Origin of the sequence: Brevibacillus sp. NRRL NRS-603 (genome assembly GCF_003013445.1) — a bacterium.
In the GTDB taxonomy this organism is placed as follows: Bacteria; Bacillota; Bacilli; order Brevibacillales; family Brevibacillaceae; genus Brevibacillus; species Brevibacillus formosus.
Genome location: NZ_PXZN01000013.1, coordinates 89,769 through 110,403, shown reverse-complemented (window position 1 = coordinate 110,403; position 20,635 = coordinate 89,769). Strand labels below are relative to the sequence as shown.

The following is a 20,635-nucleotide window of genomic DNA, read 5'->3' as shown; positions in this document are numbered from 1 at the left end:
ATGACTATTTGGACCCAGTTAGGGTAATTCCCTCGACAAAATGCTTCTGCAAGAAAATAAAGACGATGATCATCGGCCAAATGGCAAGAACGGAGCCCGCCATTAAAATCGGGTAGTTCGTCAAATTGGTGTGCTCGCCCGTCAAGTACGCCAAGCCAGCCGAGAGCGGCATTTTATCAGGCGTGCTGTTGACGATCAATGGCCACATCAGGTCGTTCCAAGACCACAATGCTACGAAAATGGCGAGTGCGATCAAGCCGGGCTTCGCCAGCGGCAGCATAATTCTCCAATAAATTTGAAAATGGTTGCAGCCATCGAGCTTCGCTGCTTCTTCCAGTTCTTTTGGCAGCGACATGAAAAACTGGCGCAGAAGAAACGTACCGAATGCACTGAACAAGCCCGGTACAATCAATGCTGTCAACGTATTCAGCCAGCCAAGCTCTTTCATGATCATAAATTGCGGGAGCAGAAAAACCTGACCTGGAACCATCAAAACGGTCAAAAACAGGATGAACAAAGCGTTTCGTCCTGGAAATTCAATTCGTGCGAATGCGTACGCCGCAAGCGAGCAAAGGAACACTTGTCCGACTACCTTCGCCACGGTTGTGATCACGGTATTCCAATAAAAGTCCAAGAACGGCAGCATCTCAAAAATATGGGTGTAATTCTCCCATTGATACTTGGTCGGCAAAATGACCGGTGGCACCTGTGTCGATTCGCCTAGTGACTTGAGCGAAGTGAGAACCATCCAGACGAATGGCGCAATCATCACGAGAGCGCCTGCAATCAACAGCAGATGAATCAATAACTTCTTGCCTATTTTGTTCCGACTCGTATAAACACTCATTCCATATCCCTCCCGTCTGTTCAGCTTTTCTTAATCATAGTGAACCCATTTTTTCTGCAATTTCATTTGAATAGCAGTGACGATCAGGATCATCACCAGAAGCACGACGGCAACTGCGGCCGCATAGCCACCATTCCCTGATTCAAACCCATTGGTAAAGAACAAGTACGCCATCGTCTGCGTTTGCTCAGTCGCCGGATTGCCCATTTTGCTTCCGAGCATCAGATAAATCAGGTCAAATACTTGAAAAGCCCCAATCAAGGAAGTGATACTGACGAAAAAGATCGAAGGAGTCAACAGTGGCAACGTAATCTTGAAAAACATGCGAACTGGTCCCGCGCCGTCAATTTCTGCTGCTTCGTAATAGCTTCTCGGGATGCCTTGCAGTCCGGCCAGAAAAATCACCATGTTATATCCGATGGAGCTCCAAACGGCAACGATAATCACCGCATACAAAGCAATAGCGGGATCAGAAATCCAACGCGGACCCTCAATGCCTATCAAGCCCAGCAAATAATTGATCAGACCGTAATCAGCGTTGTACAACCATCTCCACACCATCGCCACCGCTGCTGCCATCGTCACAACGGGCAGGAAATACAGGGTGCGATAAATCGTAATCCCCTTAATTTTCTGATTAAGCAGCACAGCGATAAAAATGGAGATAGCGATACCTACTGGAACTGCGATTACTGTATAAATCAGCGTGTTTTTCAGCGCGATCCACAAGTAAGGGTCCTTGAACAACAACTCGTAATTATGTAGGCCAGCCCACTTGTACTTGCCGAATCCTCCCCATTTGGTAAAGCTTAAATAAATGGTTTGCACAATCGGCCATAAGTAGAAGACACCCAACCCGATAAGTGTGGGAGCAATCATGAGATACGCCCAGAACCAATCACTTCTCTTCATGCGATTCAACGATTTTTTCGTTTTTGGCTGGACGGCGGCGTGCATTTCAGGCTGCAACTGGCTGCTCATCGCATTCATTCCCTCCTTACATCAGCTTTTTCAAAAAAGGATGGCCTCGTCCATGATGCGAAGCCATCCATCATGGACCTTTATTCTTGGCTAAGCATTTCGTTCATTTTTTGCGCGAGCTCTTTAGAAGCATCCTCTACGCTCATTTGTCCAGCCCATGCCTTGGTCATAAGCTCTGTTTCCAGCTTGGCCCATTTTGCCGTGTCCTTCGAGATCGGATATGGTTTCGCTACAGCTGCCTGATCAATAAAAATTTTCAGATTAAAGTTCGGCATGGATTGTACCCATGTATCCTGTGTTCCATTAAATGCCGGAATCGCAGCACCCGATTTTGCCAGGATTTCTGCCCCTTCTTTCGAGCCCAGGAATTTTACGAATTCCCATGCTTCCTTTGGATGTTTGGTATTAGCCGAAATCACGTTGCCCAGGCCGTGGATGACGCTTGTGTTCTCTTTTCCTTTTGGAAGATACGTCACGTCCACTTTGTCCTTTGTATACTCATTCTTATGAAAAGCGGATGCCATCCATGAACCGTTGTACATCATCGCGATCTTGCCTGATTCAAACAGCTGTGTTGCCTCTGTTTCGGACAATTGCGCTGCTGTTGGTGATGCTTTTTCGTTGATCAGGTCTGTCCAAAACTTGAGGCCTTCGATCGTTTCCGGCTTGTCATAGCCGGACGTTTTCTTGTCTTCCGAAATGATATAGCCACCGTTTTGAAAGATCGTGTTATAGAAGCCGTCCTGTCCATAAGGAGGTGCTGCAATTCCCCAAACGCCTTTTTTCTCATCCGTCAGTTGCTTTGCTACTTCCTTTAGCTTGTTCCAATCCCAGGTTTCGTCTGGATATGGCACTTTTGCATCGTCAAACAGCTTCTTGTTGTACCAAAGGCCAATGGTGTCGAAATCTTTCGGTAGCGCGTAGTTTTGTCCATCGTAGGTGTAGAGATCAACGAGAGCTTTCGGATAATTGTTCAGATCGATGCCATCTGCCTTGATTTGATCTGTAATCGGCAAGAGCATGTCATTATCTGCGTATTTAATGATACGTGGACCATTAATCCAAAAAATGTCCGGCAAGGTGCCACCCGTTGCGGCTGCCTCCATCTTTGTCCAGTATTGCTTGTTAGGCGTTAGCTCGATCTTGATGTCCACGTTCGGATTCTTTTCGTTAAACTTTTTCGCCATTTCCTCCATCGCAGGCATCTGGTTTTTGTCCCACAGTGCATATGTGAGCGTTACCTTTTCGCCTGAAGCAGCACTACCAGTCGTTCCAGCTGGTGCGGAGCTCTGCCCGCCGCCCGAACATCCTGCCACTGCTACCAAGAGAGCAGCCATTGCAATCGAAACTAACTTCTTCATCAGAAATCCCTCCTCGATTTACGTTCTCCTCTTTTACCCCCAAAATATGGCCAAACACGACTCGCCTCCCTTTTCGACTCGCCCCCTTTCAACGATTTTTGATGGTGAAACTTTCTTTTTCCAATGACGAAATAAAGTATATAAAAAGATGTTACAAGCTGAAGTGAAAAACATCTTGTAACAAAACAGCAGCAGCAGCCTTGACCTCGAAATCAGCCCCCAATACAGTTGGACGGAATTCCAGTCCTTCGACCATCGTCCCCATCGCTTGAGCCATCACTTGTTTTTGGATGCGCTCAAACAACACCTGGTTGTCCCGGATCATTTCTCCACCCAGAATGATCAGGCTCGGGTTGAACAAATTCACCAGGTTCACAATGCCGATCGACAAGTACGAAGCGATTTCGTCAACAATGTCTTGGCATACTTGATCCCCTTGATGCAGTGCTTGGCGAAAGACATCAAATGTGATTCTTGTCATATCTCCGTCAGCCAAATCCATGACGAGCGTTTCTTTTCCGCGTGTAACGGCGGACAGCAAGCCTGAGTAAATGGCTGGCCACGCCACGTAGTTCTCCAAACAGCCGACGTTGCCGCAGTCACAGCGCATCCCACTTCGATCGACTGTCGTATGCCCGAATTCACCTGCTCCACCACGGCTTCCGCGGAATATGGAACCGTTTACAACAAGCCCTGAACCAACCCCTTCTCCTACGGTGACAAACAGGAGATTGTCAGCATTCAGTCCACCACCGAAGTTTTTTTCTGCTAGGGCGATTGCATTGGCATCGTTGTCGAGCCATGTTTTTAGTCCAAAACGCTCTTCTGCCATGTCCTTTAATGGAACATCATGCAAGCGCAGCTTGGAATTGAAGCGGATAACCCCACTCGCTGCATCAACAATCCCTGGGGCGATGATGGAAATGCCCAGACAACGGCTGACATCATCCACCGACTGGAGAAAGTCCTCGATCGAATCCAGTACATACTGGATGATCAGATCACTCACTAGCCCAGCTTTTACCGGATAGATTTTCTTTTGCTTTGTAGCCGCTTCCAAATTCATTTCGGCAATCGTAATCGCAGTATTCGTAATAGAGACGCCAATCAAAAACTTCCCGTCTGGACAGAAGCGAACCATAATCGGCTTACGTCCACCCTTTGACTCACCTGTTCCGTCTTCTGCAACCATGCCGTCACGGATCAGCTCATTGACTGCCGAGGTGACTGTAGTTGGACTGATGCCCTGCTTTTTGGCAATATCACTTCGCGAGATGGGCCCAAACTGGCGAATGGTATCGAGTATAATAAAGCGGTTGAGCTCTTGGATTAGTTTCAGATCTCCAGTTCTGCGCATCGTATTCGTTCATCCTTTATTTTTCCAATGACTTTATAAAGTGATCATACTGAAATTTGTATTTTGTGTCAATTTCGTTTTTTCTTAGATTTCAATCAACTTTTTCTGATTGAATATTTCATATACCTTTGCCAAACTGATATACTTCATTTGCCAAAACTTGTATGAGGTGACCGTATGATATCCCTGATCAGCTTTTTCTCCCTGTACTTGCTGTTCTCCAATAGCTACGACTCTTCTAAAGCTTCGACTACTCCAGTCATATCCGCTTCACCGGTTCATACCTATTCCTTTTTACAAAAAACGTTGCCTCGCTTCGAAAATTTAGGATTGACGCGACAGGACGAGGTATTAACGCTAATCTATGTTCCAGAAGAGCATATCGCTTTAGGCGCCTATCTCACCTTGGACTCCAATAGTTCTGGAGACTTTATAGGAGGCTACGATGAAACGAAAACCACTCCGCTAAAGAATGGCACAGCCAAGTTCGGTTACAACGGCCCATTAGCCACTCTCATCTGGAAAAACGGCTCTACCTACTATGAACTAACGTACCATTTTTATTATGAGGAAGATGTGGAAGCCAAGCTGGTGGAGATTGCGAGTACGTATAATCATGTAGTTATTCACGAGTAGATGTCATTTTCTCGCATTCATGATTGAACCTCAATCTGTTTTTTCACATAAGCCACTTTATCAATTCGACATAAGTGGGAAATATTTCTTGATTACTATAATGAACATTAATATAATAATAGTGAATTTGGAATTTTAAGGAGGGGCTTCTATGAATACTGCAATTGCGATCCTTACTTTTATTGGAGATCTCATTCCATTAATCGTCCAACTGTTAAAAGCCTTTGCTTAATTTCCAAATGAACAAATAGGGGCTGTCACTCCGTCATTTTCATGTCTGGAGGGACAGCCCCTTCTCTATTTATTGGGTATCTTGGGTATCTACATTTCCTTGTGTTTCCTCTAAAATCTCCTCACCTACATAACCATCGACTGCTTCTCCTGCCGCTTGCTGTTGAACTTGCCAGAGAGCTGCTACATTTGCTGGCTCCCACCCTACGAGAGAAGTGTGTGGTTGCAGACATTTGTATACCTTGCCTTGATAGCTGACCAAATCACCAGCTGCGTAGTTTACATTTGGCGCCCATGCAGGCGTTCCCGGATTTCCAGCATCTGTTACTCCTACGACCTCGATACTCTTCTGCGAGGAATTTCCTGCTGCGTCCTTCGCTACCACAGAGAAGGTATACGATGTGTTAGGCGTGAGTCCTGTGACTGTTGCAGTCGTAGTCGTTACATCCATAGCTAATGCGGTCCCGTTGTAAACCTCGTAATTCGTCACCGCGATATTGTCTGTAGAAGCAGCCCAGCTCAGACTGATACTCGTGCTTGTTTTCCCAGTTATGACTAGATCGGCGGGTGTGCTTGGAGGTTGATTGTCTGGCTGAATGGTATCCGTCGTAACCGTTACCTCATTGCTTGCTGCTGAGGAATTACCTGCTGCATCTTTCGCTTTCACAGTGAATTGGTACGTAGTGCCAGCTGTAAGCCCGCTAATTGTCGTATTTGTACCAGTTACCGTTTTCGCAAGCTGAGTGCCATTGTATACCTCATAGCCGGTAACTCCTACATTGTCCGTAGCAGCTTCCCAACTCAGGCTAACACTTGTCGCTGTTTTTGCAGTCGATTGGAGATTAGCTGGTGCTGTCGGCGGTACGCTGTCGACTGGAGCTGTCCCGCCCAGAAGATCGCCATTCAATTTGTCTAGCAGAACCTTGTTACGGTCTCCGCTAAATTCCCAGAACATTGCGCCTGCCAATCCTTTGGATGTAATATAAGTAGTTTTGTGCCCGATTGAAGTCACATCGTCATAGCTAATATATGTTTTCGAAGCTGGGTTGAAGAGGTAAGGCACTTTTGCAGCGTCATTCCAGTGGCGTGTGAAGCCATTTTTGTTCACATAATTATTTTGGATATCCGTGAAGTCAAGCATACCAGCTTCCCACGTTCCTGTTGAAGGCCCTGTGCAATTTTGATATTCCCCATTGTTAGCCGTTCCGCAACCCGACCAGCCCCTTCCGTAAAACGGAAGTCCGAGAACGAGCTTGCTGGCAGGTACCCCGTCACGAAGATGGCCCTCTACAGCTGTTTGGACATTAAAGGTTTGAGCATTTGGCAAACCTGCTGCTCCTGCTGCCGGATCATAGGCCAACGGCGCGTTATGTCCAGTCTGCTTTTGGAAGGCTCCATAGAAGTCGTAGGTCATAATATTGATCCAATCCACAACCCGGGCAATATTTCCAAGCTCTGTATTTCCAGCATAGGTTGGGCTGGCACCAGAAGCAATCGTCAAATAGTACTGTTTGCCATCCGTTACCTCAGCTGCATCGAGCTTGTCTCTGACAGCCTGTAGCAACAATGTATAATTTTGCTTATCTTCTGGACGTTTGCTGTTTCCAGCCAAGCCGCCTTCAACTGGGTACTCCCAATCGAGATCGACCCCATCCATCTGATATTTCCGAATAAAATCTACCGAGGACTGTGCAAATACTTCCCGTGCAGCCGGATCTGCTGCAACATCCGAGAAGCGATTGGACCACGTCCAGCCCCCGATCGATATTAATGTCTTTAATTGAGGGTTTTTTTGCTTTAATTTTGCCAATTGATTCAAATTTCCACGAATCGGCTGATCCCACGTATCTCCTGGAAAGGATTTTTGCACATCAATCCATGGATCTCCGAGGACAACCGTACCATTCGGAGCATTAATATTGCCTACTTCATCCTGGCAAGCCCAAGTCTGTGGATTGGGCCCCGTTGGATCTGGGTTGCCGTGTCTGCCATTCCAGCAAATATCCGCAAATGCGTAGTTAATATGCGTTACTTTATTGGGATCGATATCCGTTACATTGTAGTTTCGTCCATAAGCTCCCCACGAGGGATAGTAGCCAATAATTTTGTAATTGGATACCGCTGTCGCCTCCGCTTGATTTTCCTCTGCTTGCGCCGCCTGTGCCGCCATGGGCAAAACGGAGGTGACAAGCAGGGCCCCTACCATTAGCACATTCCTAACACATTTCTTGAATTTCATAGTATCCCTCTCGATCTTCATGGATTTTGTTACAAATCCATCTTATTGCGACTTAAATCACAATATGCTAATGCGCTTACATAAATGGTAATAAAAGGTTAATTCGGTGCAAATGAATATAAAAAAACCCTTTCTTCCGACCAAGGGTGAAAAGGGAGGTTGGGTGGACTGGTTCAAATCTCTCGTTCACCAAGTCGAACGAGTAGACAAGGCACACTCATAAATACCACCAATGTAACGAGATCGCATTTTGGACCCGCACGTTGGGCAGTTCCGTCCATCCTGCCCCCCTCCCTCGTTTTTGATTTTTTTTGAATAAGATTCCTAAAAACAACTCTTCCAAATTTAAGTATTCACATTTTTGTAACAAATCCTTCAATACATCCAAAGGAAAACAATTGTCAACCAAGAATTTCAATATTGAATTGGAAAAAATTTACAAATAAGGAGCTGTTCTTTATGAAGCGAACTTTGTCTTGCCTTTCTGCTACATTACTTTTAGCTAGTCTGCTGGCTACACCATCGTATGCTGAATCAAATAAGACGACTGCCACCTCTCAATCTTCAAAGTCAAATCAGTCAATTCACGCAAAAGTAATAGATCCACATCTATTGAATGGTTTTCGAGTGAAAGAAACTAACAGCGCAACTGTATATTTGGTCATGGATGGTAAAAAAAGAGGCATTGTTAGTGCCGAAGTTTATTTTAAATTGTTTAATAGTTGGGATGGTATTAGGGAATATTCGTCTCTTAGCAGTATTCCCGATGGGCAAGTCATTGGTGAAAATGCTCAACTGATAAAGTTCCAAAACAGTGCAACTGTCTACCTTTTAGATGAAGAAAACGGAAGAGTCGTTAAGCGCGGTATCACAAGCGCATCTGTTTTTAACAAATACAATTTTGATTGGAGTAAAATTATTGTACTTGCTGACTCTCTAAAGAATGCATTTCCCGACGGTTCCCTACTAGACAAATAAATTTACGTTTTAACATAGCTTGATAATAGACACACCTCTTACATTGCGTTAAGAGGTGTGTTTGACCTTTCTTGCGTCCTTCCTCTTCTCACGAGTAATGATTTGTTCATTAGCTAATGCGACCACTCCTCGCAATACTTTTTGTTTCTTCATAAGGAAATATTTCGCCAACTTTAATTCCGTATTTCATTCTTTCAAACATTCCTCATATACCATTTTTAGTCCCATCAGCAGCATCGAGCTCCCCTCACTTTGGTGCTTGGGCTTCGACCAGCGCCTTCTCTGCTTCTCTCTTGTCCTCAATCTTTCTTGAATGCTATTTGTCTTTCTCGTCCAGCGTGGCTGGGTTGGTTAAGCATATATGTTGATACCGATCCGCTTCTTCTCCGCATTTGAGAGATTCATGTTTTTCTTCGTGTATGGTAAAATACCCCAAATGGTATACTGACCGATTATGAGGGGGAAAACTCTATTAAGCTGTTTACGAAGGAAGTAAAAAAGGTAGTAGTTGATGGTTCTTTATTTCATTGCGTAATCGACCAAACACATAGCCGCGAAAGCATTAGATTTACTATCTATCCAGCAAGAACCAAGACATCCTACGTTTTAATTTCATTTTCTTGGAAAATAAGTTGGTATGCCAATTTTTGTTCGCCAGGTACATGCTCTAAACTAGGAAAGCATGCCCTACAAAATGGCTGGGATTATAAAAATGAAAAACGCGTGCTGACAATCGAAAATGGAGACTTTCTCGTTGAAAAAGTACTACTCATGAACGAAATAGTGAAATAATCCTGGAGGCCTTGCATGAATAAAATCCAACAAATAGCACTAGTAATTGGTTTAATAATGTATCTTCTTACCCCGGTATTTTCCTATATGAAAGATGTTACAACTATGACCGCCTATGAAAGATTCAAACCCCACAAATCTCAATCTAACGCTCAAGAGTTTCTTTCCCACATTCTAGAAAACATCCATGAAGGAAATTTAGGCGGTGATATCACTTTTCATCTAACAAAAGAAGAACTGCAATCAAAATTTGGTATAAAAGATGAAGACTATGTTTCAGTAAGATTGCATACCAGCTATTTCGACCGAAACGGGTATAGATATATGCTTAATAAATATAAAGGAGAGGAACGTCTAACTGTCATACAAGCAACATTTGAATCATTAACAAAAGAACAGATATTTAATATTTTCGGTGAAAACACGTACGGGAATCATAAATATAGATATGAGATTTGGTATAAAGTTAGGGATTTTATGGTAATGTTTTCGAATACTGACCCAGATAATCGGAATGACTACAATAGCATCATGGTTTCACCACGTACTACTTTTAAAAATTGATTGTGCTTAATCAGCTTGAAGCATTCTTGTCGTGGAGCCCGGTGAATTGCATGATTACGGCATCTCGACAGGTGACCAAATTGGCTGCTTCCAACTCTCGCCGTATTCGTCCATGATCTCCTAGCGCTCATTGATGTGTGCAACTTAAATTTACCGTCCCACGCACGAAACTTGATCTCACGTCCTGTTTGCATCCCGTTCCCCTCCCCTTACGAATTCTTTGACTTATTGATTTGAATAGGGGAGCAGTGGCAGGAACGACCACAAGCTTCCTGTAAACTAAAACGATACTACCACTACCGTGCATATACCGATGTTCGTGGCTGTTGCAAATCCAGTAACCCTCGATACTCCAGTGCATGCCGTCCATATCAATACCGAGCTTTTCCATGTATTCAATGACTGATTCCATTCCGATCGCTCCCTTATTTAATAAATCGATTGTTGTGTTCAATGCAACATGTCGATCCATATGTTATAATTGACCAAAAAAGGAAGTTGGTGTGTCTTATGAATAGGAACCCTCTTTGGTTTAAAATCACTGCAATAATTGTCATTGTGATTGCAATAACTTCACTTATATCCGATGCTCCTTTTTTAGAAATATTAAATACACTTGGTTTGGTTATTCTCATGGTTTCTTTAGGAACATTTGCACGGAGCAAAAACAAAGCAAGAGCTTACACTTTTTTTGGTCTCAGTGCATTTTTAGTTTTTGTGCTTGCTTTTCAGGTTCTGACTTTGTAACAAAACATACCCGCCTGCATCTACACCTGAAGGCAAAACATCGAAGCTGAGTGGACATTTGAACATTCAACGTGAATTATTAGTGCGTAGGGTACCTACGTCTCATAGATAAGTGAAAAGCGCATTGCCTCAATTTCTCCTATGTTAAGCAGCTGGCAGCAGCTCAGGATTTGTGCGTCTCTTTCTTCCAAACCAAATAAAAATAAAGTTCCTATAACAGTTACATTTTTCCATAATACCCGTCTTCCATAATGAAACCAATTTTATATGAAGTAGGAGGAAATATGAAAATCAGAAATATTGCTATTTTGAGTCTATTAACTTTAGCAGTTACTTTAACACCAACAGCTTTCGCGGCGGAGGCAAATAATTCGAGTCAGCCTAGTAACATGATCGAAACACACTTTTCGTTAGAAGCCCCCATTCATGATACCTATGTTATTTCTTCTGGTTTCGGCTTGCAAATTAATCCCGAAACCAAGGAATCAAAAGGTCATAACGGATTGGACTATGCAACCGCTAAAGGTACAGCTATCTTTGCAGCAAGTGATGGTATCGTTCTTTTCGCTGGTAGCAATCAAGGCTATGGAGAAACGATAATAATCAAGCACAATTCCGAATTCAGTACTCTCTATGGTCACATTCTCCTTGGTTCATTTCTTGTGAAGCCCGGAGATACTGTAAAGAAAGGTCAAAAAATAGCAGAAGTAGGCTCGTCTGAAACAGGAGATATGTTGCATTTTTCTGTTATCAAACAAGGAACTCTAGTAAATCCTACCGATTATTTACCACAAAGTACCCGATAATGATTTAAGCCACCTACCGCAAGGGTTGGTGGCTTTTTCAAATTGGTTATGACCAGCATTCCTCCAAGCTGAATATTCGGTATAATTATCCATATATTGGAGGCGTTTCACATTGCTGCTAATATCTAAAGTTTTCTTAGCGTTGCTCCTTTTCTTGTGGGTCGGTGCGGAAATTGTCTTTTCTCCAAGTCCCAAAAAGGTTAGAGCAAGAATATTGTTTTTCATTGCATTCGTCGTAATCAGCGGAGCAATTTACTGGGTAGGGTATTGGTTATTACATCATTGAGGTAGTCCCCTCCCTTTTAACAAAACGTGTGCAAAGTTCTCATAGGCAAGAATTCTAATGGTTGATAGATCAATATTTTACAAAATTTCGAAACTGAGTTACTTTATTATCCGAATTTTCCGGAAGTGAGATGATACTTATGAAAAAGCTTTTCCTTTTGCCCTAGCAATCGTTATGTCCACTAGGAATCACTGCCCGCACGAATTATTCGAGAAGCAACAAATTACCACCACTTTCGTCCTTATAGGTGGAACAGTATCAATATTTGAATGGAGGTATTTCATTTTGAACAAAAAACTTTTTCAATCTGGAAACTTAATAGTTGTTCTGCCTCTCTTATTTGCACTTTTAATTCCAGCAAGTTTCTTACTTGACCCAGCACCAGCCCAAGGAAATGAATTTGAATGGAACTTACAAGCCGGTTCTGCCAATGGAATTGTAGCCAAAACTCCAATTGATGTAGCGAGCAATTTGTTTTACAATGATAGGCCGTTACGGAATGCACTTGTAAAAGTAACGTACTTTGACAATAACCAAAATGTGAGCATAGTGATGCAACCTTATGAGGATGGATATGAAGGGACCGTTTTCTTCCAAGAACCAGGAAAATATACCCTTCGATTTTCTGTAGAGAAAGGAAATATTATAGGCTCAGAAGATTGGGAAATTGATGTAAAAGAGTAGTAATCAATTTCACTTCCTACACTTCTCGAGGAGAAGTGTTTTTTCATTTATATTAATGACCGCTCTTTTGATCCTTACTCCTGTTCCAGCAGGACCGAAATTTTACTGGGTAGCAACTTGTAAATTATAAAACCTGCATTTCAACTTCTGAAGCTGCCTACAAGCGGCTTTCTTTTTTTATCCGTTATAAATCTTCTATTGTACTTAATGAGCATTTTGTTTTGTAGCATAAGACAACAATATTGATTAAAGCGCGTCAAACAAATAACAACTTATTCGAGGTGAATACCTTTGTGGATTAAGCTATCTGCTGTCGCCTTGAACATCCTCCTTGGGATCGCAGGAGTCTATGTTCTAATTTTTGTCATAATGACTGGTGGTGCACTTGATGGAAGCCGGTCTCCAAGTATTAGTCCCTCAGGGTATTTGGTTATCCTGATTTACTTATTAATTTGTTTTGGAACCAATTTTCTTTTTGCCCGAAAGTCCTCAAGTATCTGGAGGTATTGCCTGACAAGTGTTTCAGTATGGATCGTTTCATTTATCTTTACCATTCTTTTATAGAGTCTGCTTATTTAACATAATTGAACTTGTGTTCCCATCAATCTAACGGTTCAAGTAATGTGGTGGCCGTAACCGCCAGTCCTCATTACCAAATACTCTCAACAGCCAAAGAGCTACCCTTCAGTAGTAAAAATACGACTGCGCACTCGTCACACATTTTTTTGTCACACGTTTCCGTTAGTTCCTGAAAATCTACACTCGTTACAATTCCTGATCCGACTTCATAATCGCAGAGCCTTGTATGCTCTCGCTTATTGCACACTTCACAAAGATTCGTCCCGTTCATACCGCCCTCCTTTTCTACACTCCCGAAATAGTATGTTAAAAGCGTGTGGATCAGCCCACTCAAAGCCCACTTCAGTCAGACTTTCATTTTCTGAGACGCTGTTTAGAAAGCACTTCCAAAGCTTCATCGGGAGTATTTCCAAAACCAGCGATCCAATCTCGTGATCCGTCAACTCTTGATTTAAAAGCAACATTTACCTGACCAAAAAATCCACCTTTATTACTTTCTTTGATCTTTATCTTAAACTTGGTAAGCGGAAGGAACACATGTGCCTAAACGTTATACTCTCCAACTACCTGATATATCTGAGTTACTCTCGAATCACTTACATTTTTCTATTTCATCAAAATCCACTCCTAATTAATAGAATTTCTCTTGTGTTAAATAGCCTGCAGTAACTCTGGGTTCTAATTGTTCAGTCTGAGCTCTAATTACTGAAATCCCCCATTTTTTCAACTCATGTAAATTAGTCCAAGCATTATTTCTTTTCCTTCATATGTTGATCCTACGAAACTTAAATTAGTGTAGAAGGTGAAAACATGAAAAAGAAAAAAAGATTATCATCCAAGATTGTGAAAAAAGGAGGCGTAAAACGGACAAAAATCATCACCCTAAGTCGGAAAAATGTACGTATAACAGAGAGTCTCGGAAATGGCTTTTGGCGCCACAGGTTTCAGCCCATCGAAATTAGACCATATTCATATGAATATATTAACTTGATACCAGCACCAGAAGGTACTAGGAGGGTTATCAGCGCTGGATGGATCATTGAACAACTTGAACCTGTATATGTGCTTCAAAATTACCCACTTGGACTAGATAGATGGTTTATGCAGATCTATAACCCCACTGGCGCTTTTAGAAGAGTATTAACTTGGGTAATAACTAAATCGCCTTAAAAGGAAATTTGATGGACACGCAGCTGTTCAATTGCTTCGGTTTTGTCAGAAGTCTCGATATAGCGAGAAAACATTCTCGACTCCTGCCTTCTTGCAGGAGTTAAATCTTTTCGCTAGTAAAATTATGTCGGCTGCATTCCATCCTCCCCCTCTCACAAGTAATGTTTTGTTTAATCATCCTTTTGTGCATTTTTCTTTCAAAAGAATCATGATCGCTTAACAGAGGTATCCTCAATTTTTTACAGAAACATAAACTATCTGTTAGAGATCTTGGAGGTAACATTACGATGAGAGAAATAACTACTGAAGCACTTTTTCATCTCTATCTTGATACCCTTAACAGTTGTGGTTCCCATTTACGCAATGCATCTGATGATGTTGTTGGGTATGAGGTTTTTGAGCAGTTCGACATTGGTGTAGTTTCTTTTTTCCATGAAAGCAGCCTACTACGACTATTGAATGCTGGGTTAATCAATACTGAAACGATGCAAAGAAGTTCTGAATTACGACGGTTGGCTTTGGAATTACAGAAAGAAGATGAATGGAGTTTAAAGGCTTTAAGAACCTCTACAAGATGGACTACATTGTTAGCTCTAGCAGATGAAATTAGATCTATGATTATTCGGACGAAATGAACATAAAAAACCCTCCCTTCCGACCAAGGGCAGAAAAGGGAGGGTGCGTGGACTGGGTTCAAATCTCTAGTTCACCAAGTCGAACGAGTTCGACCACTGCCTGAGATCGACCTTTGACACCTAATTTTTGAATGACATTGCTAATGTGATTACGCACAGTCTTTTTCCCTATCTCATTCATAACGCGCGTTGCTCCTTTTCGCAATTGATAGGTTTTTACAATGGTAATCATAGTTTTTTTGGTATAGTAAACAGATTTTCAATTCAGTAAAATAAGGTCGAAACAACCAATATTTCAAAATAATGGGAGGTTTGAAATGTTTACAAAAAACCCATCATCAACTCTTCGTATGAGCAAACGTAATTTTCTTTTAGCAGCTGCACTCTCTCTTCCTCTCCTTGCAGGTATTCCAACTGCTAGCTTTGCTCAAGAAGCCACGCCAAAAAAAGAAATTGGTAAATCTATTACAATTAATGGGTATCAACTGGAAGTTGAGTCAAACAATAAGAGCTCCTCGGCGGATGAATTAAATAGTGGTAGATTAGGTAAATTATCTCCTAGTGATGTAGTCGATTGGTATAAGTTCACACCAAACTCATCAGGATCGGTAACTGTCGAATTATCTGGCGTTCCAAATAGTATCCCCTATAGAGTTGCTGTGACTAAGGATCCGAGTCGTAGTGGCTTTTTAGATATCTCATCAACCACTGGCGCAAGTAGAACTGTTACTTTTATTGCTGAGGCTGGAACAACTTATTATTTTCATGTAGACTCCTACGATAATTACGATACTTCAGGCAATTACTACCTAATCAAGCGATTGTAAACAAGCAGTTAGAGAAAATCGCCATCACAGGCGATTTTTTTCTGTTTGATTGGGAAATCTCCCTTCTATTTTGATTAGTTTGGTGGTCTTCGTGCCCGAAAAAGAAGGGCAAGCATACGATCTGAAGTGAAACTTTTCCAATCCTCCTTGCGTTAATAAATATGCAATCAAAAGTCTATTTTCATATAGGAGACAATCAACATGAACAAATCACAGAAATTGTTTATCGGAGTGGTATCAGGGGTACTCCTGTTCACTGCGGGAATGATGTCAAGCGGCTCCGCTTTCGCTAAAAAAGCAACTGAAGCGATCACCGTGAACTTTTCTAATATCAAACTGATCGTAAATGGCAGTCCCATCGATACCAAGGCGGAACCTTTCGTTTATAAAGGGAACGTGTATGCCCCGGTCGCCACAATCGCGAATATGCTTGGCGTCGGTCAATCCTGGATGAACAGCGATCCCCTAACAAAAACCCCAGCTGTTCGATTTGAAAGTTTGGACAGAGTTGAACAAAATGTTCAGTTTGAGGGAATGGCGGGTCACGCCAACTACGCGCTGGACTATGTGTACTATGCCGTGGTCGGTTCCAATAAGGTCGTCAATTCAGTCAACAAAAAAGAAATCCCGCTTCCTCAAAGTGTAGGAGGTACTCCATATCCAGTGACAAGAATGGTTCATACCAATCAGTTCCTCGCGGTCGAGTATGGAGAAAAAGAAGGCAAAACTCAGGTTTATGTTAACCTGTACCAGCTAGTCAAAGGAAAAAACACAGTGAAAATGATCTTCTCCCAACAATTGGACGAAGGGGCTAAAGGTACCACCTACCGCTTCTCCTACAACGAGGCCGAAAAGAGCTTAACTGAAAAGATTTACTCGAATCAAAAACTTGTTGGGGTGAAGTTTTACCAAATTTCCGGAAATCAATTTGTCAAACAGGAAGAAATGTAACCGAGAAATTGTTAACAAGAGAACCTTCTACAAGGACACTGATGCTGCCCTCTTTCGGATCAAATGCCGGTAGAGGGCTTCATCTTTCTAACACAACACGCCGCACGGTCTCATGCCAGTCATTACCGCAAAATAGGCAGCAACCCACTATCGACTTGCCTATCTTGTTTTTTCAAGGAATTGTTCGATCGTTTGCTCGCCCAGGTTCCGTTTTGTCTTAGTGCAAAGACGCAAATGACATAAAAAAACCCTCCCTTCCGACCAAGGGAAGAAAAGGGAGGCTGGGTGGACTGGGTTCAAATCTCTAGTTCACCAAGTCGAACGAGTTCGACTACTGCCTGAGATCGACCTTTGACACCTAATTTTTGCATGACATTGCTAATGTGATTGCGCACAGTCTTTTCGCTGATGAAGAGTTGTCCGGCAATCTCTTTGGTTGTCTTATCTTGGACCAAGAGTTCAAACACTTCTCTTTCGCGATTCGTTAACAACGGCTTGGTTTGGTCGCTACCCTTCAATCGTGCCACCCCTCCTTGTGGGCTCTACAGGAACAAGGTTGAGGGATTACAGAGTCACCTTATCCTATGATGGGGGGTGGGTGATGGTGCCGGAATTTCAAGGATTTTAGGCTTTTGCCTTACATCCTATTCAGAAAATGGGCAATGGGTTCCGAACACCGCTGAGAAACCTCTTCGACATCCGCCGTGAATTTTTCCGTTCGAGACGACGATGGCCGCCAGTTGTCCCCCGTTCAGATCGCGACGAGTTCGCCTCGCCTGATGAGATTGCCATCGGAACCCAAGGCCAACACCGCCCCCGACACTCCAGTCTATTCACCCGACACATATACTGCTCCCTACAATTCGACTTCCATTCCATTATTTTTAACCGGATCAACCAAAAGTGCCCTTGATTCGTAAAGATCAAGGGCACTACATCTTAAATAAAAGGGGTACGTTTATACGTTTGCTCGAACTTATCACGCAAACCTTTTGCCAACAAGCTAAACGATCCAATGGCGATCATGAATGCTCCCAGCGGTACGAGAAAAATCCACGTATAGTTACTGTAAATAAAGCCTCGATAAGATCCGAGCAGCCCTGCCCATTCGTGTGTAATGGAATGATACAGAACGGGATCAAAGGTCATTTTCGTACCACCTACAAACATGTCAAATATGCCGAGAAGCCCCATCAACGTCATGACAGCGATCATTTCTGTCACCAAGATAATAATGAGCTGTTCCTTCAAATGTGGCAAGATGTGGCGAAAGACGATTTGATTCCGGCCAGCTCCCAGTGAAATGGCAGCCAAGACGTATTGGGATTCTTTAATTTGTTCTGCCTTTTGACGCACAGAAGAGGCTACAGAAGGTGTTCCAAGGACAGAGACAAGCCCAATAAAAAGCAGAACGAGCGTGAACGTCGGCAGCTCGGAATTCACATTGATTCCTCGCAAAAGAAAATACACGGGGATAAATACAGGCATATAGCTCCATGCATTTTCAATCGCCATCCACCAACGCTGCTCTTTATCTTGAATGCCGATATAGAGTCCAATCCATGTTCCAAGTAACACGCGAATGAATGCGATCGAAAGAGTAATAAAAACAGTGTATGGCGCTCCATGGAGCAAGAGGGTCAGTAAATCATACCCCCATTTGTCCGTGCCGAGCAAATGTTCCTTTGATGGCGGTAGGGGTGGAGAGACCATGACTTGTTTACCGTTCACAACCTCCTGACGTATCTTCGCTTGATACTCCAGATCATAGGGAGCCAAGTAAGGCCCCACCACAGCAATCACCATCAGAGCGAACACGAAGATACTGCCTAGCCATAAAGAGAAATGGAATCGTCTTTTCATCAAAAAACCTCACTTATCCCTCATGCTGAAAAGTGTCCAGCTGCTTAAATAAATGGGGTACGACTATATGTCTGTTCGAATTTATCACGTAATCCTTTGGCCAGTAGACTAAAGGAACCAATTGCAAGCATATAAGCAGCAAGTGGGATCAGGAAAATCCACGTGTAATTCGTGTAGACAAAGCTTCTGTAAGTCCCGAGCAGTCCTGCCCATTCATGTGTGATCGAGTGATACTCAACAGGGTCATAGTACATAGTCGTGCCGCCTACAAAAAGACCAAATATCCCGAGAAGCCCCATCAACGTCATGGTGGCGATCATCTCTGTCACCAGGACGATGACCAGATGCTCCTTCAAATGCGGCAGGATGTGGCGAAAGATGATCTGATCCCGGCCGGCCCCCAGCGAAGTCGCAGCTAAAACGTACTGGGATTCCTTGATTTGCTCCGTTTTTTGACGGATAGACGCAGCTACTGAAGGCGTCCCTAGCACAGCCACAACCACTATGAAAAACAATACGAGCGTAAATGTTGGCAATTCGGAATTGATATTGATTCCTTTCAATAAAAAATAGACAGGAATAAATATGGGCATGTATCCCCAGGCGTTCTCAATCGCAATCCACCAACGCTGCTGCTTGTCCAATATTCCAATATACAGTCCGATCCATGCTCCCATCAATAATCGCAATAGCGCAATCATGAGTGTAATAAAAATGGTGTACGGTGCCCCATGGAGCAGTTTTGTTAGTAAATCATAGCCCCATTTATCCGTCCCCAACAGATGCTCGCTTGACGGTGCCAAAGGAGGCGAAATGATCACTTGCTTCCCGTTTACCATCTCACTGCGCACTTTCACCTGGTAATCGATGTCATAGGGTGCTAAATAGGGCCCGGCTACACCGATAATCACTAGAAATACTACCAAGATACAGCCTAGCCATAATGCCCAATTGAACCGTTTCCTCATACCATACCCTCACTCATTCCAAAAAAAGTCTGGGCTATTTATACACAACCGCGCGTTCAATTACATATAGAATGAGACGAATAAGTAAATAGACCAAAATGGATAGTAAAATAATACCTAACAGTCCCATGACAGCAGCATTGAATTCGTATCCGCCATCTTTGCTAAAAATAAACCGGGTCAAGCCTACAACGTTTAATAAGTACTCGACAATAAACAAATTGGCTACCGAAATCGCTATTGTCTTCTTCAAATCAGCAATGAGAAACGGCTTGATATTTTTATAGACGTGGTGGATGAGAACATGCCAAATCCCCATCCCCTTGGCAAGTGCGGTTTTAATGTAGTCTTCGCCACCGATTTGTGCATACTTAAGACTGACTACCTTCATGAGGAAAATCGTTGGTCCAATTGACAGCAGGGTGATTGGAAACCAGGTACTCTCAGAGTCACTTACGGGTGACAGGGTGATAATACGAATGTGCGTCATCTTATAAAATCCGACCGCACCCACAATCGAAACAACAATTAGGATAAAATCAGGAATCGTTGCAAGCAGATTCAAAACCTTTTGAAATTGACGTACAATCCGAAAGCGCTGCAATAGCAATCCAAACATAATACTAGCTAGGACTGCGACACTAACACTTGCGAACAGCAGTTCAAAAGAGCTAATTGCAAACGGGAGGATATCCTCTGCGATGCTCCTTTCCGTTTGCCCCGAATAATAGGTTCCGAGGGAGCCTTCTGCAATCTGTTGAATCAGATAGACCGTATGGACTACGATATTTCCTGGTTCGAACACGATTTCTTCCTTTTGCGTATATAGCATGAACGGCCCACCGCAAACGACGATTACTAGGAAAAACATCCCAATTAATTGTTTTATATAGGTCAAGGTCTCATACCCCCTTACTATTTCCAACAATACACTATCTATTAAAAATCATCTAGACAATAGAAAATATTTTATTTTTTTATTCTATTCAAACAGAAATAAAAAAGTGGCTGAGCAGGATAGCCTGTCAACCACTTCTCCATTCATGGGAACAGTTGATTCGAAAAAGATGATAGCTGATCGATTACTTCGTGGAAGAAGTAGCTACACGCAGCTGCTCATTTTTCATGAGAAG

At 42.8% G+C, this 20,635-nt stretch carries 20 protein-coding genes and 1 pseudogene; 10 read left to right on the top strand and 11 right to left on the bottom strand.

Going from position 1 to position 20,635, the window contains the following annotated elements:
* Positions 1–4 precede the first annotated feature (4 nt).
* The 4 genes from C7R94_RS12415 to C7R94_RS12400 all read right to left on the bottom strand — a co-directional run bounded on the left by C7R94_RS12415 (position 5) and on the right by C7R94_RS12400 (position 4,546).
* Entirely contained in the window at positions 5–847 is an 843-nt protein-coding gene (locus tag C7R94_RS12415) for a carbohydrate ABC transporter permease (RefSeq protein ID WP_106781523.1), read from the bottom strand.
* Positions 848–877: 30 nt separating this feature from the next.
* Positions 878–1,837: a carbohydrate ABC transporter permease gene (locus C7R94_RS12410; protein WP_083995115.1), complete on the bottom strand. Its 960-nt coding sequence runs from the start codon at positions 1,835–1,837 to the stop codon at positions 878–880.
* Positions 1,838–1,908: 71 nt separating this feature from the next.
* On the bottom strand, positions 1,909–3,189 hold the full coding sequence (locus C7R94_RS12405) for an ABC transporter substrate-binding protein (RefSeq protein ID WP_047071102.1): 1,281 nt from the start codon (positions 3,187–3,189) through the stop codon (positions 1,909–1,911).
* Positions 3,190–3,340: 151 nt separating this feature from the next.
* On the bottom strand, positions 3,341–4,546 hold the full coding sequence (locus C7R94_RS12400; RefSeq protein WP_047071099.1) for an ROK family transcriptional regulator: 1,206 nt from the start codon (positions 4,544–4,546) through the stop codon (positions 3,341–3,343).
* A 177-nt stretch (positions 4,547–4,723) separates the two neighbouring features.
* Between C7R94_RS12400 and C7R94_RS12395 the strand changes: the two genes are divergently transcribed.
* A complete protein-coding gene (locus C7R94_RS12395; RefSeq protein WP_106781520.1) occupies positions 4,724–5,182 on the top strand; it encodes a hypothetical protein in 459 nt (152 codons plus the stop codon).
* A gap of 301 nt (positions 5,183–5,483) precedes the next feature.
* Here C7R94_RS12395 and C7R94_RS12390 read toward each other — a convergent pair whose 3' ends face one another.
* Positions 5,484–7,673 carry a glycosyl hydrolase family 18 protein gene (locus tag C7R94_RS12390; RefSeq protein ID WP_106781518.1) on the bottom strand — a complete coding sequence of 730 codons (2,190 nt, stop codon included), beginning with the start codon at positions 7,671–7,673 and terminating at the stop codon, positions 5,484–5,486.
* 438 nt (positions 7,674–8,111) lie between these two features.
* On the opposite strand from C7R94_RS12390, the gene C7R94_RS12385 reads away from it, so the two are divergent.
* From C7R94_RS12385 to C7R94_RS12360, 5 genes are all read left to right on the top strand, one after another.
* Entirely contained in the window at positions 8,112–8,630 is a 519-nt protein-coding gene (locus C7R94_RS12385) for a hypothetical protein (protein ID WP_106781515.1), read from the top strand.
* Between the two features lie 807 nt (positions 8,631–9,437).
* Positions 9,438–9,986, top strand: coding sequence for a hypothetical protein (locus C7R94_RS12380; protein WP_106781513.1), 549 nt, complete (start codon positions 9,438–9,440; stop codon positions 9,984–9,986).
* Between the two features lie 510 nt (positions 9,987–10,496).
* Positions 10,497–10,733: a hypothetical protein gene (locus C7R94_RS12370; protein WP_106781508.1), complete on the top strand. Its 237-nt coding sequence runs from the start codon at positions 10,497–10,499 to the stop codon at positions 10,731–10,733.
* 284 nt (positions 10,734–11,017) lie between these two features.
* Positions 11,018–11,539, top strand: coding sequence for a M23 family metallopeptidase (locus C7R94_RS12365; protein ID WP_106781505.1), 522 nt, complete (start codon positions 11,018–11,020; stop codon positions 11,537–11,539).
* A 571-nt stretch (positions 11,540–12,110) separates the two neighbouring features.
* Positions 12,111–12,509: a hypothetical protein gene (locus C7R94_RS12360; RefSeq protein WP_106781503.1), complete on the top strand. Its 399-nt coding sequence runs from the start codon at positions 12,111–12,113 to the stop codon at positions 12,507–12,509.
* Between the two features lie 649 nt (positions 12,510–13,158).
* Here the strand turns inward: C7R94_RS12360 and C7R94_RS12355 are convergent.
* Positions 13,159–13,359 (bottom strand): hypothetical protein, encoded by a 201-nt coding sequence (locus C7R94_RS12355; RefSeq protein ID WP_106781501.1) that lies wholly within the window; start codon positions 13,357–13,359, stop codon positions 13,159–13,161.
* 539 nt (positions 13,360–13,898) lie between these two features.
* Here C7R94_RS12355 and C7R94_RS12345 point away from each other — a divergent pair.
* Together C7R94_RS12345 and C7R94_RS12340 are read left to right on the top strand one after the other, a co-directional pair.
* Positions 13,899–14,258: a hypothetical protein gene (locus tag C7R94_RS12345; RefSeq protein WP_106781495.1), complete on the top strand. Its 360-nt coding sequence runs from the start codon at positions 13,899–13,901 to the stop codon at positions 14,256–14,258.
* Positions 14,259–14,545: 287 nt separating this feature from the next.
* Complete coding sequence (locus C7R94_RS12340) at positions 14,546–14,893, top strand: hypothetical protein (protein WP_106781493.1); 348 nt, start codon at positions 14,546–14,548, stop codon at positions 14,891–14,893.
* Between the two features lie 58 nt (positions 14,894–14,951).
* On the opposite strand, the pseudogene C7R94_RS12335 reads toward C7R94_RS12340, so the two are convergent.
* A pseudogene (locus C7R94_RS12335) lies at positions 14,952–15,065 on the bottom strand (LuxR C-terminal-related transcriptional regulator); the annotation flags it as partial.
* Between the two features lie 145 nt (positions 15,066–15,210).
* Between C7R94_RS12335 and C7R94_RS12330 the strand changes: the two are divergent.
* Together C7R94_RS12330 and C7R94_RS12325 are read left to right on the top strand one after the other, a co-directional pair.
* A complete protein-coding gene (locus C7R94_RS12330) occupies positions 15,211–15,720 on the top strand; it encodes a hypothetical protein (RefSeq protein WP_106781488.1) in 510 nt (169 codons plus the stop codon).
* 201 nt (positions 15,721–15,921) lie between these two features.
* Positions 15,922–16,671: a stalk domain-containing protein gene (locus tag C7R94_RS12325; protein WP_106781485.1), complete on the top strand. Its 750-nt coding sequence runs from the start codon at positions 15,922–15,924 to the stop codon at positions 16,669–16,671.
* Positions 16,672–16,967: 296 nt separating this feature from the next.
* On the opposite strand, the gene C7R94_RS12320 is transcribed toward C7R94_RS12325, so the two are convergent.
* The 4 genes from C7R94_RS12320 to C7R94_RS12305 form a co-directional block, all read right to left on the bottom strand.
* Positions 16,968–17,189 (bottom strand): helix-turn-helix domain-containing protein, encoded by a 222-nt coding sequence (locus C7R94_RS12320; protein ID WP_003387736.1) that lies wholly within the window; start codon positions 17,187–17,189, stop codon positions 16,968–16,970.
* A 421-nt stretch (positions 17,190–17,610) separates the two neighbouring features.
* Entirely contained in the window at positions 17,611–18,534 is a 924-nt protein-coding gene (locus tag C7R94_RS12315) for an ABC transporter permease (protein ID WP_106781483.1), read from the bottom strand.
* A gap of 44 nt (positions 18,535–18,578) precedes the next feature.
* Positions 18,579–19,502 carry an ABC transporter permease gene (locus C7R94_RS12310; RefSeq protein WP_106781481.1) on the bottom strand — a complete coding sequence of 308 codons (924 nt, stop codon included), beginning with the start codon at positions 19,500–19,502 and terminating at the stop codon, positions 18,579–18,581.
* 34 nt (positions 19,503–19,536) lie between these two features.
* Positions 19,537–20,400, bottom strand: coding sequence for an ABC transporter permease subunit (locus C7R94_RS12305; RefSeq protein ID WP_106781479.1), 864 nt, complete (start codon positions 20,398–20,400; stop codon positions 19,537–19,539).
* Between the last annotated feature and the right edge of the window lie 235 nt (positions 20,401–20,635).

Bases quoted from the DNA above. Each gene is read 5' to 3' on its own strand.
- C7R94_RS12415 (WP_106781523.1), bottom strand. From the start codon at position 847: ATGAGTGTTTATACGAGTCGGAACAAAATAGGCAAGAAGTTATTGATT.
- C7R94_RS12410 (WP_083995115.1), bottom strand. From the start codon at position 1,837: ATGAATGCGATGAGCAGCCAGTTGCAGCCTGAAATGCACGCCGCCGTC.
- C7R94_RS12405 (WP_047071102.1), bottom strand. From the start codon at position 3,189: ATGAAGAAGTTAGTTTCGATTGCAATGGCTGCTCTCTTGGTAGCAGTG.
- C7R94_RS12400 (WP_047071099.1), bottom strand. From the start codon at position 4,546: ATGCGCAGAACTGGAGATCTGAAACTAATCCAAGAGCTCAACCGCTTT.
- C7R94_RS12395 (WP_106781520.1), top strand. From the start codon at position 4,724: ATGATATCCCTGATCAGCTTTTTCTCCCTGTACTTGCTGTTCTCCAAT.
- C7R94_RS12390 (WP_106781518.1), bottom strand. From the start codon at position 7,673: ATGAAGATCGAGAGGGATACTATGAAATTCAAGAAATGTGTTAGGAAT.
- C7R94_RS12385 (WP_106781515.1), top strand. From the start codon at position 8,112: ATGAAGCGAACTTTGTCTTGCCTTTCTGCTACATTACTTTTAGCTAGT.
- C7R94_RS12380 (WP_106781513.1), top strand. From the start codon at position 9,438: ATGAATAAAATCCAACAAATAGCACTAGTAATTGGTTTAATAATGTAT.
- C7R94_RS12370 (WP_106781508.1), top strand. From the start codon at position 10,497: ATGAATAGGAACCCTCTTTGGTTTAAAATCACTGCAATAATTGTCATT.
- C7R94_RS12365 (WP_106781505.1), top strand. From the start codon at position 11,018: ATGAAAATCAGAAATATTGCTATTTTGAGTCTATTAACTTTAGCAGTT.
- C7R94_RS12355 (WP_106781501.1), bottom strand. From the start codon at position 13,359: ATGAACGGGACGAATCTTTGTGAAGTGTGCAATAAGCGAGAGCATACA.
- C7R94_RS12345 (WP_106781495.1), top strand. From the start codon at position 13,899: ATGAAAAAGAAAAAAAGATTATCATCCAAGATTGTGAAAAAAGGAGGC.
- C7R94_RS12340 (WP_106781493.1), top strand. From the start codon at position 14,546: ATGAGAGAAATAACTACTGAAGCACTTTTTCATCTCTATCTTGATACC.
- C7R94_RS12330 (WP_106781488.1), top strand. From the start codon at position 15,211: ATGTTTACAAAAAACCCATCATCAACTCTTCGTATGAGCAAACGTAAT.
- C7R94_RS12325 (WP_106781485.1), top strand. From the start codon at position 15,922: ATGAACAAATCACAGAAATTGTTTATCGGAGTGGTATCAGGGGTACTC.
- C7R94_RS12315 (WP_106781483.1), bottom strand. From the start codon at position 18,534: ATGAAAAGACGATTCCATTTCTCTTTATGGCTAGGCAGTATCTTCGTG.
- C7R94_RS12310 (WP_106781481.1), bottom strand. From the start codon at position 19,502: ATGAGGAAACGGTTCAATTGGGCATTATGGCTAGGCTGTATCTTGGTA.